Genomic DNA, 15291 nt, shown 5'->3' on the forward strand with positions numbered 1-15291 from the left:
TTTCCCCCACCCCCTTAAACTTTTTGTTGCCGGGGGGGGGGGCGTGGGGGCGCCCCCCCCCCCCCCCCGGGGGGGGGGGGGGGGCCCGGGGGGGGGGGGGCCCCCCCCCGCGGGGGCGCCCCCCCCGGCCGTCGAAGCGGGACCGCCGTCAGACGACGATCAGATAGATGCCGTACGCGACGGCCGCCGCGCACAGCGCGAAGCAGGCGTACGCGCCGGTGCGCGCCAGGGCGGCGGAGCCACCCTGGGAGGCGGCCTGCTCCTGCTTGGAGAGGCCGACGATGCCGAGGGTGAACAGGCCCACCAGGGCCACGGTCGCCACGAGGCTGACTCCGAAGACGGAGCCGAGAGCTGCCCAGTCGATCTTCATGTCTGTCGTTCCTTACACCGCGGCCGAGGCGGCGGGGGCTGCCGGGTCCGTGGGGGCCGGCGAGGGGATGGTGGTCTTGAAGTCCTCGTCCGCGACGGCGGAGACCGAACCGGCGGGGACGGGCGGGGCGACGGCCGCGATCGCGGTGGTCACGACGCCGGCGGGCTCGTCGTCGATCTCGTCGGCGGTCACGTTGTGGTGGTCCACCGGCTTGCGGCGCGACAGCGCCCAGATGACACCCGAGCCGGCCACCAGGAGGACCGCGACGACGGCGACGCCCCAGCTGCCCTGCTTGGTGAGGAACTCGGCGCCGGCGCCTACGAGGCCCGCGGCGGGCAGGGTCAGACCCCAGGCGACGAACATCCGGGTCGCGGTCGACCAGCGGACGACCCCGCCCTTGCGGCCGAGGCCCGCGCCCATCACGGCCCCGGAGCAGGACTGCGTGGTGGAGAGGGAGAAGCCCAGGTTGGACGAGGCCAGGATGACCGTGGCGGCGCTGGTCTGGGCGGCGAAGCCCTGCTGCGGCTGGAGGTCGGTGAGGCCCTTGCCCATGGTGCGGATGATGCGCCAGCCGCCGAGGTAGGTGCCGAGCGCGATCGCGACACCGGCGGAGACGACGACCCACATCGGGGGGTTGGAGCCGGGGGCGAGGACGCCGCCGGTGACCAGAGCGAGGGTGATGACACCCATCGTCTTCTGCGCGTCGTTGGTGCCGTGCGCGAGGGAGACGAGACCGGCGGAGGCGATCTGACCGGCCCGGTAGCCCTTGGCCGTGGCCTTCGTCTCCGTCTTGGAGCCGATCTTGTACGTCAGCTTGGTGGCGGCCATCGCGGCGAGACCGGCGACGAGCGGCGCGGCGATCGCGGGGATGAGGACCTTGCTGACCACGGTCGAGCCGTTGACGGCCGACCAGCCGGCGGACATGACGGCCGCGCCGATGAGTCCGCCGAAGAGGGCGTGGGAGGAGCTGGAGGGCAGACCCAGGAGCCAGGTCAGCAGATTCCAGAGGATGGCGCCGACGAGCGCCGCGAAGATCACTTCGGTACGAATGCCCTGTTCGTTGATGATCCCGCCGGAGATCGTCTTGGCGACCTCGACGGACAGGAACGCGCCGACCAGGTTGAGCACGGCGGACATGGCCACCGCCGTCTTGGGCTTGAGGGCACCGGTCGAGATGGTCGTCGCCATCGCGTTGGCGGTGTCGTGGAAACCGTTCGTGAAATCGAACACGAGAGCTGTCACGACCACAATCGCGAGCAGCAGCGTGATGTGTTCCATTTACCCAGGCAATCGTTTGACGTCAGTGGCTGGACGAACGTAGGCAACCTGAGTGAACGGAAGGTGAACTGGGCCCGGCGGTGTGGTGACTCGAATCGGGGTCCAGGCATTCCGCTTAGGGCTCGGGTGGACGGCCCGTCCACGATGTGGGCAGGGTGCGACCCCGGGTAATCCGTGCCATCAACGGACATGGAGGATTCCCGCCGCTTCCTCCCCGACCACCCGTGTCAGCCCGTGGACGCTCCAGGGGCCGCGTCAGCCGACCGAGGGACCCGCGGAGGAGACCCATGTCACTCTCCGGGGGTGCCGACCTGGTGCCGACCGGGTGCGAACGAGGGCCGGACCACGGGCGGCTCCGTCCGGTGGCAGCCCCGGCCGGACCTGTCGACACTGGGACCGTGCGCCCGGCTACAGCGACGGCAGCGGCCGTCACCACTCTGATCGGTGTCGGCGCGGCCGCGATCGCGGCCGGCCGGTACGCCGGCGACGTCGCCCTCAAGGCCTCGTCCGGCCGGCCCCTGCCCGGCGACCCCCGGCTCACCGTGCACGCCACGGGCCCCGACCGGGTCACCCTCACCCGCAGCCTCGCCTCCCTGCGCCCCGGTACGTACGGGATCGAGGGCGCCGGCGTCCACGCGGTCGTGGGCCCCGTCCTCGACCGGGTGCCGCACACCGCGGACACCGTCGTACGCCGCCTGGAACGCGTCGAGCTCGGCGACCTGGAGCCCGGCGCCCGGGTCCGCCTCACCCCCGAGCTGCACGGCGGCACCCCGTACAGCTCCCTCGGCATCGTCCACGAGGACGTGGAGATCCCCGGCGAGCTCGGCCCGCTGCCCGCCTGGCTCGTCCCCGGGCCCCGCCCCACCTGGGTCATCGCGCTGCACGGCATCGGCACCACCCGGCGGCACCCGCTCAATCTCGTCCCCTTCCTCGCCCGGCGGCAGATTCCCGTCCTCTGCCTCTCCTACCGCGGCGACGAGGACGCGCCCGCCTCGCCGGACGGCCTCGGCCACCTCGGTGACACCGAGTGGCGCGACGTCGACGCCGCCGTCCGCTACGCCGTCCGCAGGGGTGCCGAGCACGTCGTCCTGCACGGCTGGGGGCCCGGCGCCACGATGGCCCTGCACGCCGCCGCCGACTCCGGCGTACGGGACGTGATCCGCGGCCTCGTCCTGGACTCCCCGGTCCTGGACCGGGAGGCCACCCTGCGCAACCTCGCCGCGGCCCGCCGCGTGCCCGGCCCGCTGCTGCCCCTCGCCGTCCGCGCCGCACAGGGCAGGGCCGGGCTGCACGGCGACCGCGTGCGGGAGGCCGCCGACCCGGGAGCCCTGCGCGTGCCGACGCTGGTCTTCCACGGCCCCGACGACACGATCGCCCCCTGGGAGCCGTCCCTCGAACTGGCCGCCCGGCGCCCGGAACTGGTCACCCTGAACACCGTGCGCGGAGCACCGCACGCGGCGATGTGGAACGCCGACCCGGTCCGGTACGAAGAGGCCCTGCGACGGTTCGTCACACCGCTCCTCTAGACCTTCCGCACCCCTCCGCCAGGGCCTCGGCCCGGGGCGTGCGGCCGGTGTTCCGGCGGCCTGTCCGATTCCGATTGGGCTTTCGGGCCGCCAACGGGAAGACTGCCCCCGTGACGTCTCGAAAGCCCGATGAGCAATTGGCGCGCAACTCCAGACTCCGACTTGTCCGTCCGCGGGCACTCGCCACCGCACGGCGTGCCGTGACGACCCGGCGGACCCGCCCGGCCCCCCGGCCGCCGGAGGGCACTCCGCCCCGCGCGGAACTCGCCCGCCAGGCGCGGACCGTCCTCGCCGACGCCGTCCGGATCGCCCGCTGGGTCACCCTCGACGGCGGTGACCGGACCACGGCGGCGTCCGGCCCCCGGTCCGTCCGCGCGACCGCAGCCACCGCCGCGGCGACGGGCACGGCGAAGGGTGCCGCGAAGGGTGCCGCGAACCCCCAGGCGCCCGTGGCCGCGCCCGACGGCGTCCCCGCCCCGGAACGGGCCGCCGCCGCACTGGACCTGACACCCGGCCAGATCCGGGCCGGCTGGGACCGGGCCCGGCTCGCCGGCCTCGTCGAACTCCACGGCGACACCGCCCGCCCCGGCTGGCGGCTGCACGCCTGGGACCGCGACGACTCCGCCGTCCTGCGCGGCTGGGTCGCCCTGTTCGACGCCTGGTCCCTGGTCCACCCCGCCCCGGCGGACGTCGCCCCCGGCGCCGTGGCCGAGGTCGTCGAGGCCGTTCCCCAGGTGCTCTCGCTCCTGCAGCTCTCGGCCGGCCCCGTGGTGGTCCCCGCCCTCCTCGACCTGCTCCGGCAGCGGGTCGAGGAACTGCGCGAGGAGCGCTGCGAGGTGCCAGTCGAGGGCGCGGACATCACGCCCGGCACCGCTCCCGACTCCGCGTCAGGCGCCTCCTCGGCCTCCGTCGCCGCTCTCGCCGGGCCCGAGGGGCTCGACGCCCTGCTCGACTGGGCCCTGGAAGGGCTCGCCGCCGTCGGCGCCCTGACCCTCGGCGAAGGGTCCGACGGCCGCCAGGCCACCCTGACCCCGCTCGGCAACTGGGCGGTCTGGGTCAAGCTGGAGCAGATCTGCGTCGCCGCCCAGAGCCCCGCCGGCAACATCGAGCAGTCCGCCGAGGACATGCTCCGCGGCTGCGCGAGCCTCACCCCCGGCCCGGCCCGCGACGAGTACCGCGCCTGGCTTGCCGCCCGCACGCTCACCAGCGCCGTCGCGGAGCTGCTCGCCGTCGCCCGCGGCGAGGACGCCCTGCTGCGCGGGCTGGCCTTCGAGGCGCTCCGGGTCGTCGGCGCCCCCGCCGAGGCCGAGGTCAGGGCGGCGGCCGAGGAGGCCTCGCTCCGGCCGTACGCCCTGCTGTGGATCGCCGAGTACGAGGGCGCCGACCCCGACGACGCCCAGGACGTCCTCACCCGGGAGGAGGCCACCTGGCTCTGGGTGGACACCGCCGCCGCCGTCGCCGACCACGGGGAGAGCACGCTCCTGGTGCGCCACCTCGACTCGGCCGTCCAGGGCACGGTCCCGGCGCTCCTCGACGCGGTCCGCGCCGTCGGCCACCCCCGTACGGTCCAGGTCCTCGTGGCCCTCGCCGCGGCCCACCCCGACCCCGCCCTCGCCAAGGCGGTCCGCCGGGCGGCCTTCCAGGTCCACACCGGGGGAAGCTGACCGCCCCGCCGGCTCTCAGCCGGTGGCCCCCGGCAGATAGGTGCCGAAGCTCCAGACGTTGCCCTCGCCGTCACGCGCGATGTAGTCCCGCGAGCCGTAGTCCTGGTCCGTCGGCGGCATCACGATGTCGACGCCGTGGGCCACCGACCGGGCGTGGTGATCGTCCACGTCGTCCACGTGGACGTACACCCCGCTGGGTCCGGAGCCCTCGACCAGCTTGTCGAACTCGCTGCCGGTGCCCTTGCTGCCGAGCATCACCATGCCGTTGCCGTACGACAGCTCCGCGTGCACGACCTTGCCGTCCTCGCCCTCGTAGACCGCGGTGCGGGTGAAGCCGAACGCCTCGGTGAGCTGCCGGATCGCGGCATGCGCGTCGTGGTAGGTCAGGGTCGGACAGATGTGGGGTGCCTCGGCCATCCCGATCACTCCTTCTCGCGGCGGGGGAATGTGACCTGGATCTCAGTCTGGCATCCGGTGCGGACATCGGGACGCGTCAGCGGAAGGTGTTGCAGCGCGCCATGTCACCGGTCCTGAAGCCGGTGGCGAACCACTGCCGGCGCTGCGCGGCCGAGCCGTGCGTCCAGTTCTCCGGTGTGACCCGGCCCTGGAACCTCTCCTGGATCCGGTCGTCGCCCACCGCGGCCGCCGCGTCCAGGCCGTCCCGGATGTCGGCCTCGGTCAGGCTGGTGATCAGGGGCCGCCCCGTCTTCTCGTCGGAGGTGGTCGTCGCGTGGCGCGCCCAGACGCCCGCGTAGCAGTCGGCCTGCAGCTCGACCCGTACGGCGTTGGAGTTCGCGCCCGTCCTGCCGTCCTGGGCGCGGGCCAGGGTCCCCATCATGTTCTGCACATGGTGGCCGTACTCGTGCGCCACGACGTACGCCTGGGCGAAGGGCCCGCCGCTCGACCCGAACTTCGTCCGCAGCTTGTCGAAGAAGCCCAGGTCCAGATAGACCTGGCGGTCGCCCGGGCAGTAGAACGGCCCGACCGCCGAGGTGGCCGAGCCGCAGGCGGTGCCGACCCGGTTGGTGAACATGACCGTGCGCGCGTCCCCGTACCGTCCGCCGCGCCGCTCGTACTCCGCCCGCCAGAAGTCCTGCACGCTGTTGACGACCGCCACGATCCGGCAGTCCTCGCGGGTGTTCGCGTCCGATCCGGTCCGGCAGCCCTGCTCGATCTGAGCCGCCGAGGAGGAGGTCGCGACCGGCGCGGGGTCGCCCGAGGCGAGCCCCAGCTGCTCGGGGCCGACCCCGAAGAGCAGCCCCAGGATCAGCGCGATGACGCCGGCGATGCCGCCGCCGACGGTGGCCTTCCCGCCGGGGACGCGGCTGCCGCGGACGTCCCGTACCTCCGAGGTGTCCAGGTCGGCGTCGTCGTCGAACCGCATGCGCCACCACCCTCCGCGTCTCTGCCGCGGCAGTGGCCGCCGCCCTGCGCCCGAGTATCGGAGAATCCGACAGGTGTCGCCCCTTTTGCCGGGCATGGGTGGTAGAGGCCGGTACGTGGGGTGAGGCGCCGGTGCCGGACTGTGGCCGAAAAGCAGTTGCATGCGCCCGTTAGACTGGCCGCATGGCCATTCTCCCCGCGCATGACTAGCGGCGTCGAATCCGCATACAGCCCCTTCCGCCGAACCGTCCGCCCTGGAGTCTGTCCGTGATCACCGCTTCCGGCATCGAGCTGCGCGCCGGCGCCCGCATCCTCATCGAGTCCGCTTCCTTCCGCATCGCCAAGGGCGACCGCATCGGCCTCGTCGGCCGCAACGGAGCGGGCAAGACCACCCTCACCAAGTGCCTCGCGGGCGAGGGCGTGCCCGCCGCCGGCCAGATCGCCCGCTCCGGCGAGGTCGGCTACCTCCCGCAGGACCCGCGCACCGGCGACCTCGACGTCCTGGCCCGCGACCGCATCCTCTCCGCCCGTGGCCTCGACGTCCTCATCAAGAAGATGCGGATGAACGAGGAGCGCATCGCGACCGGCACCGGCGCCACGCGCGACAAGGCGATGAAGCAGTACGAGCGCCAGGAGACCGAGTTCCTCACCAAGGGCGGGTACGCCGCCGAGGCCGAGGCGTCGACCATCGCCGCCGCCCTCGGGCTCCCCGACCGCGTCCTCGGCCAGCCGCTGCACACCCTCTCCGGCGGTCAGCGCCGCCGGGTCGAACTGGCCCGGATCCTGTTCTCCGACGCCGACACGCTCCTTCTCGACGAGCCCACCAACCACCTCGACGCCGACTCCATCGTCTGGCTGCGCGACTACCTCAAGACCTACCGCGGTGGCTTCATCGTCATCTCCCACGACGTCGACCTCGTCGAGACCGTCGTGAACAAGGTCTTCTACCTGGACGCCAACCGCTCGGCGATCGACGTCTACAACATGGGCTGGAAGCTCTACCAGCAGCAGCGCGAGGCCGACGAGAAGCGCCGCAAGCGCGAGCGCCAGAACGCCGAGAAGAAGGCGGCCGCTCTCAACTCGCAGGCCGACAAGATGCGAGCCAAGGCCACCAAGACCGTCGCCGCGCAGAACATGGCCAAGCGGGCCGAGCGTCTGCTCTCGGGCCTGGAGGCGGTCCGGGTCAACGACAAGGTCGCCAAGCTCCGCTTCCCCGAGCCCGCGCCCTGCGGCAAGACCCCGCTGACCGCGGAGGGTCTGTCGAAGTCGTACGGCTCGCTGGAGATCTTCACCGATGTGGACCTCGCGATCGACAAGGGATCGCGCGTCGTCATCCTCGGTCTCAACGGCGCCGGCAAGACGACGCTGCTGCGTCTGCTCGCCGGGGCCGAGAAGCCCGACACCGGCGAGGTGACCCCCGGCCACGGCCTCAAGCTCGGCTATTACGCCCAGGAGCACGAGACGCTCGACCCGGACCGCACGGTCCTGGAGAACATGCGCTCGTCCGCGCCCGACCTCGACCTCGTCGAGGTGCGCAAGACGCTCGGCTCCTTCCTCTTCTCCGGCGACGACGTCGACAAGCCGGCCGGGGTCCTCTCCGGTGGTGAGAAGACCCGGCTGGCCCTCGCGACCCTGGTGGTCTCCTCGGCCAACGTGCTCCTCCTCGACGAGCCGACCAACAACCTCGACCCCGCCAGCCGCGAGGAGATCCTCGGCGCGCTGCGCACCTACAAGGGCGCGGTCGTCCTCGTCACGCACGACGAGGGCGCGGTCGACGCGCTGGAGCCGGAGCGGATCATCCTGCTCCCCGACGGCGTGGAGGACCTGTGGGGTCCGGACTACAAGGACCTCGTGGCGCTCGCCTGATCATCTCGCTATGGATCATTCGGCTCATGGGTGATCCTTCATCTGAGTGAGGGCGTCTCATACCCCTCGGCGCGGCTCCGTGCGGAATCCCTCCGCCGGGGCCGCGCCGTCTTCGTCCTGCCGCTGCCGCGCTGACCTGGCACTTCCTGGCCGGGCGTGTCGCGGAGGGCGGATCGAGCGCGCCGGAATCTTGGATTCCGGTTGTGAGGAGAGCTTCGCCGTCCGCAAACCTGGCGGCACAGACCTTGTCGAATGGGTGGCCAGGACGTCCGGGAGGGGTGATCATGAGAAGTCCAGAGCGCACTTCCCATGAGGAGGCACGGGTGGCCGAGACTCTGAAGAAGGGCAGCCGGGTGACCGGCGCCGCGCGCGACAAGCTCGCGGCAGACCTGAAGAAGAAGTACGACTCCGGTGCGAGCATCCGGGCGCTGGCCGAGGAAACCGGCCGCTCCTACGGGTTCGTCCACCGGATGCTCAGCGAGTCCGGCGTCACGCTGCGTGGACGCGGCGGGGCGACGCGGGGCAAGAAGGCCGCCTCGGCCTGACGGGGCGCGGTTCGTCGGGTCCATCGGTTCTCGCGGTGGCCACCCGGTCGCCCGTGCGGTCGACCGGGTGGTTACTGTGCAGTCACTTAGCAGTGCTGCACCGGAACCGGAGGCGCCCCATGACTTCGCTCGACTCTGTGCTCGTGTTCGACAAGGACGGTGTACGGCTCACCGTCGAGGACGCCGTTGCCACGGTGGCCCTGACCAATCCGGCGAAGCGCAACGCCCAGTCTCCCGCTCTGTGGCGGGCGTTGACGGAGGCCGGACGGTCACTGCCGGGCAGCGTGCGGGTCGTCGTCCTGCGCGGTGAGGGCAAGTCCTTCTCCGCCGGGCTCGACCGGCAGGCGTTCACGCCCGAGGGCTTCGACGGAGAGCCGTCCTTCCTGGACCTGGCACGCGGTTCGGACGAGGACCTGGACGCGGTCATCGCCGAGTACCAGGAAGCGTTCACCTGGTGGCGCCGCAGCGACATCGTGTCGATCGCGGCCGTCCAGGGCCACGCCATCGGGGCCGGGTTCCAGCTCGCCCTCGCCTGCGACCTGCGGGTCGTCGCCGACGACGTGCAGTTCGCCATGCGCGAGACCAGCCTGGGACTCGTACCGGACCTCACCGGCACGCACCCGCTCGTGGGCCTGGTCGGCTATGCCCGCGCGCTGGAGATCTGCGCGACGGGCCGCTTCGTCCACGCGCAGGAGGCCGAGCGCATCGGCCTCGCCAACATCGCCGTGCCCGTCGAGGAGCTCGACGCCGCGGTACGGGACCTCAGCGCCGCGCTGCTCGCGGGGCCGCGCGACGCCGTGATCGAGACGAAGGCGCTCCTCCAGGGCGCCGCCGACCGCACCTACGAGGCCCAGCGCACCGCCGAACGCGCCGCCCAGGCCCGCCGACTGCGCGACCTGGCAGGCCTCGGCGACTGACGCGCGCCTCCGGCCGCCGCGCCGCGCGGCAGTGCGTCCGTGCGCGTGGCGCGTTCGGTCAGCGGGCCGTGCGCCCCGGCCTCAGCGGGCCTCTGAGAAGCGGACCTCGGAGACCAGGACCGTGACCGCCGTCCCCTCGGGCGCGGTCACGGTCGCGCGCGTGCGGGCCGTGCGCGCCACGTCCAGAGCGCGGTGGCCGTCGGCCACCGCCAGCTCCACCCTCAGCGCGCCCGCCGAGCGGTGGACCGGCGCGCCCAGGACGGACGTCAGCCCCGCCACGCCCTCGACGCCCAGCACCGCCCGGGCCACCGGGTCCTCCTCGTCCAGCGGCGCGGTTCGCCCGGGTGGGGGAGTGGGGGCCGGCGAATCCGGAGCGGCCTCCACCAGCGCGGTCACCCGGAGATCCACCGCCGTGATCACCAGGCCCAACGCGCGTTCCGCCTCGGCGAACAGCGCCTGGCGCACCTCCTCCGCCACCACCGGCAGCGGCCGGTCCACCAGCCGGCCCGCCGCCACCGCGAAATCCGCGGTGATCCGCAGCGGCCCCGGCGGCAGCCCGCCCGGCGGTACGGGGAACGGCGCCGTGGGGCCCACTTCCGCGAGCCCCACCCGCAGCTTCCCCGGCACCACACCCCGTACCGGGGTCAGGCTCCGCAGCAGTACCGCGCGCGCGGCGCTCTCCGTCAGCCAGGAGCCGTCCTCCGCCTCCCCGAGCGGAAGCAACCGGCCCGGCCCGAGCCCCTTGCGCATCGTTGCCGATCGTCCCGCCCCAGATGTCGTCGTCATTGGCTCAGCCTAATGTGGGCAAAGGCATTGATAGCTGCAAGAAAGGGATGAACGGTGATGAATGACCCGGCACACCCCAGAGAACCGTCCGTGACCAAGCGCGGCGGCGGCGACCCCGCCAGCCGCGGCCGCACCACCATCGCCGACGGAGTCGTCGAGAAGATCGCCGGCCTCGCCGCACGTGAGGTCCCCGGCGTCCACGCCATGGGGAGCGGGTTCTCCCGCACCATCGGCGCCGTCCGCGACCGGGTACCCGGCGGCGGCGGGACCAGTGCGGGCGCCACGCGTGGCGTGAAGGCCGAGGTCGGCGAGGTGCAGACCGCGCTCGACCTGGAGATCGTCGTCGAGTACGGCGCCTCCATCGCCGAGGTGGCCGGGGCCGTGCGCGAGAACGTCGTCGCGGAGGTGGAGCGGATGACCAGCCTCGAAGTCGTCGAGGTCAACATCGCTGTCAGTGACGTGAAGCTGCCCGAGGACGAGGAAGAAGAGCCGGAGTCGCGGCTCCAGTAGCCGACGGCGGTGCGACCGAAAGGGCTCGGCATGAGCATGGCGGTGGTCGGCCTGATGGCCGGAATGGCCCTCGGATTCGCCGGATACTTCGGCGGCTTCGGGGCGTTCGTGCTGATCGCGGCGTTGGGCGCGATCGGCTTCGTCGTCGGGAGGTTCCTCGAGGGGGACCTGGAACCCGGCGACTTCTTCCGGGGTCGCGAGCGCGGCGACTTCCGAGGCCGCGAGCGCGGCGACTTCCGAAGCCGCGAGCGCGGCGACCGGCTGCGGTGACCGGAGATGACAACCGACAGCATGGGCCCGGCCGGCCGCGGGGGGACCACGATCGCCGACCGGGTCGTCGCGAAGATCGCCGCCCGCGCCGCGCGGGAGGCGATCGGCGTGTTGCCCAAGGGCGGCTCCGCGCCGCACGCCTCGGTCGTCGTGCGGCGTGACGCGGTGCGCGTCTCGGTCAGCCTGGAGCTGGGCTACCCCTCCGACCTCGCCCGGCAGTGCCTCGCGGTCCGCAGCCGGGTGATCCACCGGGTGCGGGAACTGGCGGGCATGGAGGTCCCCGAGGTGGCCGTCCACGTGGAGCGCCTGCACTCCCCGCGCACGGCGGACCGCGCGCCCGCACCCGAGGACCCACCGAGGGAACCGGCCGAGCAACCGGCGCCCCGGGCCCGCCGCTTCTGGGCGGTACGGCGCATCCCTGCGGCCCTCCTCGCGCTGATCATCCTCGGCGGCGCAGGCCTGCTGCTCTACGACGTGGCCGCCGTACGCGCCGACCGGACGGCCATGCGCTGGCGCAGCGAACTCGCCGACGAGCTGGCGATCCGCCCCCTGGACGACACCTGGCTACGGGCCGGCGCGAGCCTCGCCGCACTGATCGGGATCTGGCTCCTGGTCCTGGCGGCCACTCCCGGGCTGCGGGCGGTCCTCCCGATGCGGCGCGACCACGAAGGCGTACGAGCCGGACTCGACCGTGACGCGGCGGCCCTGGCCCTGCGGGACCGTGCGATGGAGGTCTCGGGCGTGCAGTCGGTACGGGTGAAGATGAAGCGCAGGAAGGTGGCGGTGCGGGCGGTCTCGCACTTCCGCGAACTCGACGAGGTACGCGCCGACGTGGAGAGCGTCCTCGGGACCGGCATCGACGAACTCGGCCTCGCCCGGTCACCGGCGCTGACCGTACGGGTGGGCCGCCCGCTGAAGAAGAGGTGAGGGAGTGCCTGTCATTCTCCGGCGCGTCAACCGTGTGGTGCTCGGACTCGTGGGCCTGCTGCTCGTCGTCCTCGGCGGCGCGGTCCTCGCGGCCGGCTTCGAACTGCGGGTGCCCTCGTGGTGGCCGTGGTCCGGTCCCTCCGACGTCCTGCTGAGCCGGGCCGACCGGACGCGGTGGCGCGACGAGGGCTGGTGGTGGCCGGTGGTGATCGCCGTCCTCGGTGTGATCGTGCTCCTGGCCCTGTGGTGGCTGCTCGCCCAGCTCCGGCGGTCCCGGCTCGCGGAGATCCTCGTCGACACGGGGGACGGCGAGGCGGCGACGGTACGTTGCCGGTCCCTGGAGAGCGTCATCGAAGCGGACGCGACGGCCCAGGCGGGGGTGGCCCGGGCCCGGATCTTCCTGACGGGGCGCCGCACGGCCCCCCGCGCGCGGGTCGCGCTGCGCCTGGAGCCGTACGCCTCCCCGGCCGCCGCGCAGACCACCCTCGCCACCGAGGCCCTTGACCATGCCCGCGCCTCGACGGGCCTGAGCGCCCTCCCGGCGGAGGCCCGCCTGCGCGCCGTCAAGCACCGCGCGCGCCGGGTGACCTGACACACCGTCGCGGGCATCCGTCCCCTCTATGGGACGGATGCCCACCGCCCAGCCGGCGGCCGGGGCTCAGAAGCCGTGCCGGGCCCCGCCGTCCACCGACATCATCACGCCCGTCACATAGGACGCCGCGGGCGAGAGCAGGAACGCCGCCGTGCGGCCGAACTCCTCCGGGGTGCCGTAGCGCCGCAGCGGGATACGGGACTCGCTCGCCGCGCGTGACGCCTCCGCGTCGCCCGAGAGGGCGTCGAGCTGACGCACCCGGTCCGTGTCGATCCGGCCCGGGAGCACGCCCACCACCCGGATGCCCCGCGGCCCCAGGTCCGCCGCCAGGGACTTGGCGAACCCGGCGAGGCCCGGACGCAGCCCGTTGGAGATCGTCAGGCCCGGGATCGGCTCGTGGACCGAGCCGGAGAGCACGAAGCCGATGACCCCGCCCTCGGTCAGCTCGTCCGCCGCCGCCCTGGCCATCCGCACGGCCCCGAGGAAGACGGTGTCGAACGCCGACGCCCACTGCTCGTCGGTGTTGTCCGCGCCGAAGCCGGGGGCGGGACCGCCGACGCTGACGAGGATGCCGTCGAAGCGCCCGAAGCGGGACCGCGCCTCCGAGACCAGCCGGGCCGGCGCACCGGGATCGGCGTTGTCGACGGCGAGACCCGCCGCGCCCGCGCCCAGCTCGACGACCGCCTCGGCGACCGACTTCTCCTCGCGTCCGGTGACCAGCACCTTCGCGCCCTCGGCGAGCAGCGCCTCGGCCGAGGCACGGCCGAGCCCCCGCGTCGCGCCGGTCACCACGTACACCCGGTCCTTCAGTCCAAGATCCATGGACCTATCCTGCCGGGTCCTCCCAGGGCAGCGCGAGGGCCGTTCCCACCAGTCCGATGTGGCTGAACGCCTGCGGGAAGTTGCCCAGCTGCCGCCGTGCCACCGGGTCGTACTCCTCGGCGAGCAGCCCCACGTCGTTGCAGAGCTCCACGAGGCGCTCGAAGAGCTCGCGCGCCTCGCGCTCCCGTCCGGTCGTCCGCAGCGCGTCCGCCATCCAGAAGGAGCAGACCAGAAACGTTCCCTCCCCGCCGGGGAGGCCGTCGACCGAGGCATCCGAGGTGCTGTAGCGGCGGACGAAGCCGCCGTGAGTCAGCTCCTTGCGCACCGCGTCCACCGTCCCCACCACCCGGGGATCGTCCGACGGCAGGAACCCCACCCGCGGGATGAGCAGCGTCGCCGCGTCCAGTTCCCGCGACCCGTAGGACTGGGTGAACGTGTTGCGCTCGGGGTCGTACCCCTTGGCGCACACGTCCGCGTGGATCTCGTCCCGCAGCGCCCGCCAGCGCGCCGGATCCCCGCTCAGCGACGGGTCGTCCTCCAGGGTGCGCACCGCCCGGTCGGCGGCGACCCAGGCCATCACCTTCGAGTGCACGAAGTGACGGCGCGGCCCGCGTACCTCCCACAGCCCCTCGTCCGGGTCACGCCACGTCGACTCCAGGAAGCCGAGCAGGCTCAGCTGCAGGTTCCAGGCGTGGCGGACCGGCGGAATACCGGCTTCCCGCGCCATGCTCAGCGAGTCTATGACCTCGCCGTACACATCGAGCTGGAACTGGTCCACGGCCGCGTTCCCGATCCGCACCGGCGCCGAGTCCGCGTAGCCGCTCAGCCAGGGCAGCGTCGTCTCGGGAAGCCGCCGCTCGCCGCCGGGCCCGTACATGATCTGCAGATCCGCAGGGTCGCCCGCCACCGCCCGCAGCAGCCAGTCGCGCCATGCCGCCGCCTCGTCGACGTAGCCGGCCGACAGCAGCGCGCCCAGGGTCAGGGTCGAGTCGCGCAGCCAGCAGGAGCGGTAGTCCCAGTTCCGTACGCCGCCCAGCTCCTCCGGGAGCGAGGTGGTGGGCGCGGCGACGATGCCGCCCGTCGGCGCGTAGGTGAGCGCCTTGAGCGTGATCAGCGAGCGCATCACCGCCTCGCGGTAGGGCCCCTCGTACACGCACCGAGCCGCCCAGTCCCGCCAGTCCCGCAGACAGTCCTCCAGCGCACCGAAGGGGTCGATGAGCTCCGGGCGCGGCTCGTGCGAGGGGTGCCAGGTGAGCACGAACGCGACCTTCTCGCCCGCGTCCACCGTGAATGAGGAACAGGTCGAGAACTGCTGGCCCCAGGTCTTCACGGGCGGCTCGCTGCGCAGCCAGACCGAGTCGGGACCGGCGACGGCCACATGATGGCCGTCGCTGCGCCGCATCCACGGCACGATCGAGCCGTAGTCGAAGCGCAGCCGCAGCACCGCGCTCATCTCGACGGTGCCGCTGACGCCCTCCACGATCCGCATGACATCGGGCGCGGTGTCGCGCTGTGGCATGAAGTCGACGACCTTCACGGTGCCCGTGCGGGTCTCCCAGTACGTCTCCAGGACCAGCGAGTCGCCCGCGTAGCCGCGCGTCGTACAGGTCGTGGCGCCCTTGGGCGCGATCCGCCAGTGGCCGTTGTCCTCGTCGCCGAGCAGCGCGGCGAAGCACGCGGCCGAGTCGAAGCGCGGCAGACACAGCCAGTCGATCGAACCGTCGCGTCCGACGAGTGCGGCGGTCTGCAGATCGCCGATGAGGGCGTAGTCGTCGATACGTTGCGTCACGCTCTGGCGTGTTCCCGGATGGGGCGACGGTCAATCAGAGGGACGG

Annotated in this window: 16 protein-coding genes; 9 read left to right on the forward strand and 7 right to left on the reverse strand. The window is 73.0% G+C overall.

Translation table 11 applies throughout. The features are described from left to right. Positions 1–148 precede the first annotated feature (148 nt). Together ACF1G2_RS11530 and ACF1G2_RS11535 are read right to left on the reverse strand one after the other, a co-directional pair. A complete protein-coding gene (locus tag ACF1G2_RS11530) occupies positions 149–370 on the reverse strand; it encodes a hypothetical protein (RefSeq protein ID WP_329122086.1) in 222 nt (73 codons plus the stop codon). A 12-nt stretch (positions 371–382) separates the two neighbouring features. Continuing rightward, entirely contained in the window at positions 383–1648 is a 1266-nt protein-coding gene (locus ACF1G2_RS11535) for an anion permease (protein WP_391798062.1), read from the reverse strand. Positions 1649–2046: 398 nt separating this feature from the next. Between ACF1G2_RS11535 and ACF1G2_RS11540 the strand changes: the two genes are divergently transcribed. Beyond that, the gene (locus ACF1G2_RS11540) at positions 2047–3174 is read left to right on the forward strand and encodes an alpha/beta hydrolase (RefSeq protein WP_391798063.1); all 1128 of its coding nucleotides are present in this window, start codon (positions 2047–2049) and stop codon (positions 3172–3174) included. A gap of 110 nt (positions 3175–3284) precedes the next feature. Continuing rightward, positions 3285–4838 (forward strand): hypothetical protein, encoded by a 1554-nt coding sequence (locus ACF1G2_RS11545; RefSeq protein ID WP_391798064.1) that lies wholly within the window; start codon positions 3285–3287, stop codon positions 4836–4838. A 15-nt stretch (positions 4839–4853) separates the two neighbouring features. Here the strand turns inward: ACF1G2_RS11545 and ACF1G2_RS11550 are convergent, their stop codons facing one another. Then, positions 4854–5255 (reverse strand): VOC family protein, encoded by a 402-nt coding sequence (locus tag ACF1G2_RS11550; protein ID WP_391798065.1) that lies wholly within the window; start codon positions 5253–5255, stop codon positions 4854–4856. 76 nt (positions 5256–5331) lie between these two features. Continuing rightward, positions 5332–6222 carry a neutral zinc metallopeptidase gene (locus ACF1G2_RS11555; RefSeq protein WP_391798066.1) on the reverse strand — a complete coding sequence of 297 codons (891 nt, stop codon included), beginning with the start codon at positions 6220–6222 and terminating at the stop codon, positions 5332–5334. A gap of 266 nt (positions 6223–6488) precedes the next feature. Between ACF1G2_RS11555 and ACF1G2_RS11560 the strand changes: the two genes are divergently transcribed. From ACF1G2_RS11560 to ACF1G2_RS11570, 3 genes are all read left to right on the forward strand, one after another. After that, positions 6489–8087, forward strand: a complete 1599-nt coding sequence (locus tag ACF1G2_RS11560; RefSeq protein WP_391798067.1) for an ABC-F family ATP-binding cassette domain-containing protein — start codon at positions 6489–6491, stop codon at positions 8085–8087. A 323-nt stretch (positions 8088–8410) separates the two neighbouring features. Beyond that, entirely contained in the window at positions 8411–8632 is a 222-nt protein-coding gene (locus ACF1G2_RS11565; RefSeq protein WP_006123601.1) for a helix-turn-helix domain-containing protein, read from the forward strand. Between the two features lie 119 nt (positions 8633–8751). Continuing rightward, positions 8752–9549 carry an enoyl-CoA hydratase/isomerase family protein gene (locus ACF1G2_RS11570; protein ID WP_391798068.1) on the forward strand — a complete coding sequence of 266 codons (798 nt, stop codon included), beginning with the start codon at positions 8752–8754 and terminating at the stop codon, positions 9547–9549. An 81-nt stretch (positions 9550–9630) separates the two neighbouring features. On the opposite strand, the gene ACF1G2_RS11575 is transcribed toward ACF1G2_RS11570, so the two are convergent. Then, positions 9631–10335, reverse strand: coding sequence for a hypothetical protein (locus tag ACF1G2_RS11575; RefSeq protein WP_391798069.1), 705 nt, complete (start codon positions 10333–10335; stop codon positions 9631–9633). 57 nt (positions 10336–10392) lie between these two features. Here ACF1G2_RS11575 and ACF1G2_RS11580 point away from each other — a divergent pair, with 57 nt between their 5' ends. From ACF1G2_RS11580 to amaP, 4 genes are all read left to right on the forward strand, one after another. Further along, positions 10393–10845, forward strand: coding sequence for an Asp23/Gls24 family envelope stress response protein (locus ACF1G2_RS11580; RefSeq protein ID WP_391798070.1), 453 nt, complete (start codon positions 10393–10395; stop codon positions 10843–10845). Positions 10846–10875: 30 nt separating this feature from the next. Continuing rightward, on the forward strand, positions 10876–11115 hold the full coding sequence (locus ACF1G2_RS11585) for a hypothetical protein (protein ID WP_391798071.1): 240 nt from the start codon (positions 10876–10878) through the stop codon (positions 11113–11115). A 270-nt stretch (positions 11116–11385) separates the two neighbouring features. Then, positions 11386–12042, forward strand: a complete 657-nt coding sequence (locus ACF1G2_RS11590) for a DUF6286 domain-containing protein (RefSeq protein WP_391798145.1) — start codon at positions 11386–11388, stop codon at positions 12040–12042. 4 nt (positions 12043–12046) lie between these two features. Further along, positions 12047–12634, forward strand: a complete 588-nt coding sequence (amaP, locus tag ACF1G2_RS11595; RefSeq protein WP_391798072.1) for an alkaline shock response membrane anchor protein AmaP — start codon at positions 12047–12049, stop codon at positions 12632–12634. A 66-nt stretch (positions 12635–12700) separates the two neighbouring features. Here the strand turns inward: amaP and ACF1G2_RS11600 are convergent, their stop codons facing one another. Beyond that, positions 12701–13456 (reverse strand): SDR family oxidoreductase, encoded by a 756-nt coding sequence (locus ACF1G2_RS11600; RefSeq protein ID WP_391798073.1) that lies wholly within the window; start codon positions 13454–13456, stop codon positions 12701–12703. Between the two features lie 4 nt (positions 13457–13460). Next, positions 13461–15245, reverse strand: a complete 1785-nt coding sequence (locus tag ACF1G2_RS11605) for a glycoside hydrolase family 15 protein (protein ID WP_391798074.1) — start codon at positions 15243–15245, stop codon at positions 13461–13463. Between the last annotated feature and the right edge of the window lie 46 nt (positions 15246–15291).

It is taken from the genome of Streptomyces sp. NPDC013457 (genome assembly GCF_043089925.1).
Classification (GTDB): domain Bacteria; phylum Actinomycetota; class Actinomycetes; order Streptomycetales; family Streptomycetaceae; genus Streptomyces.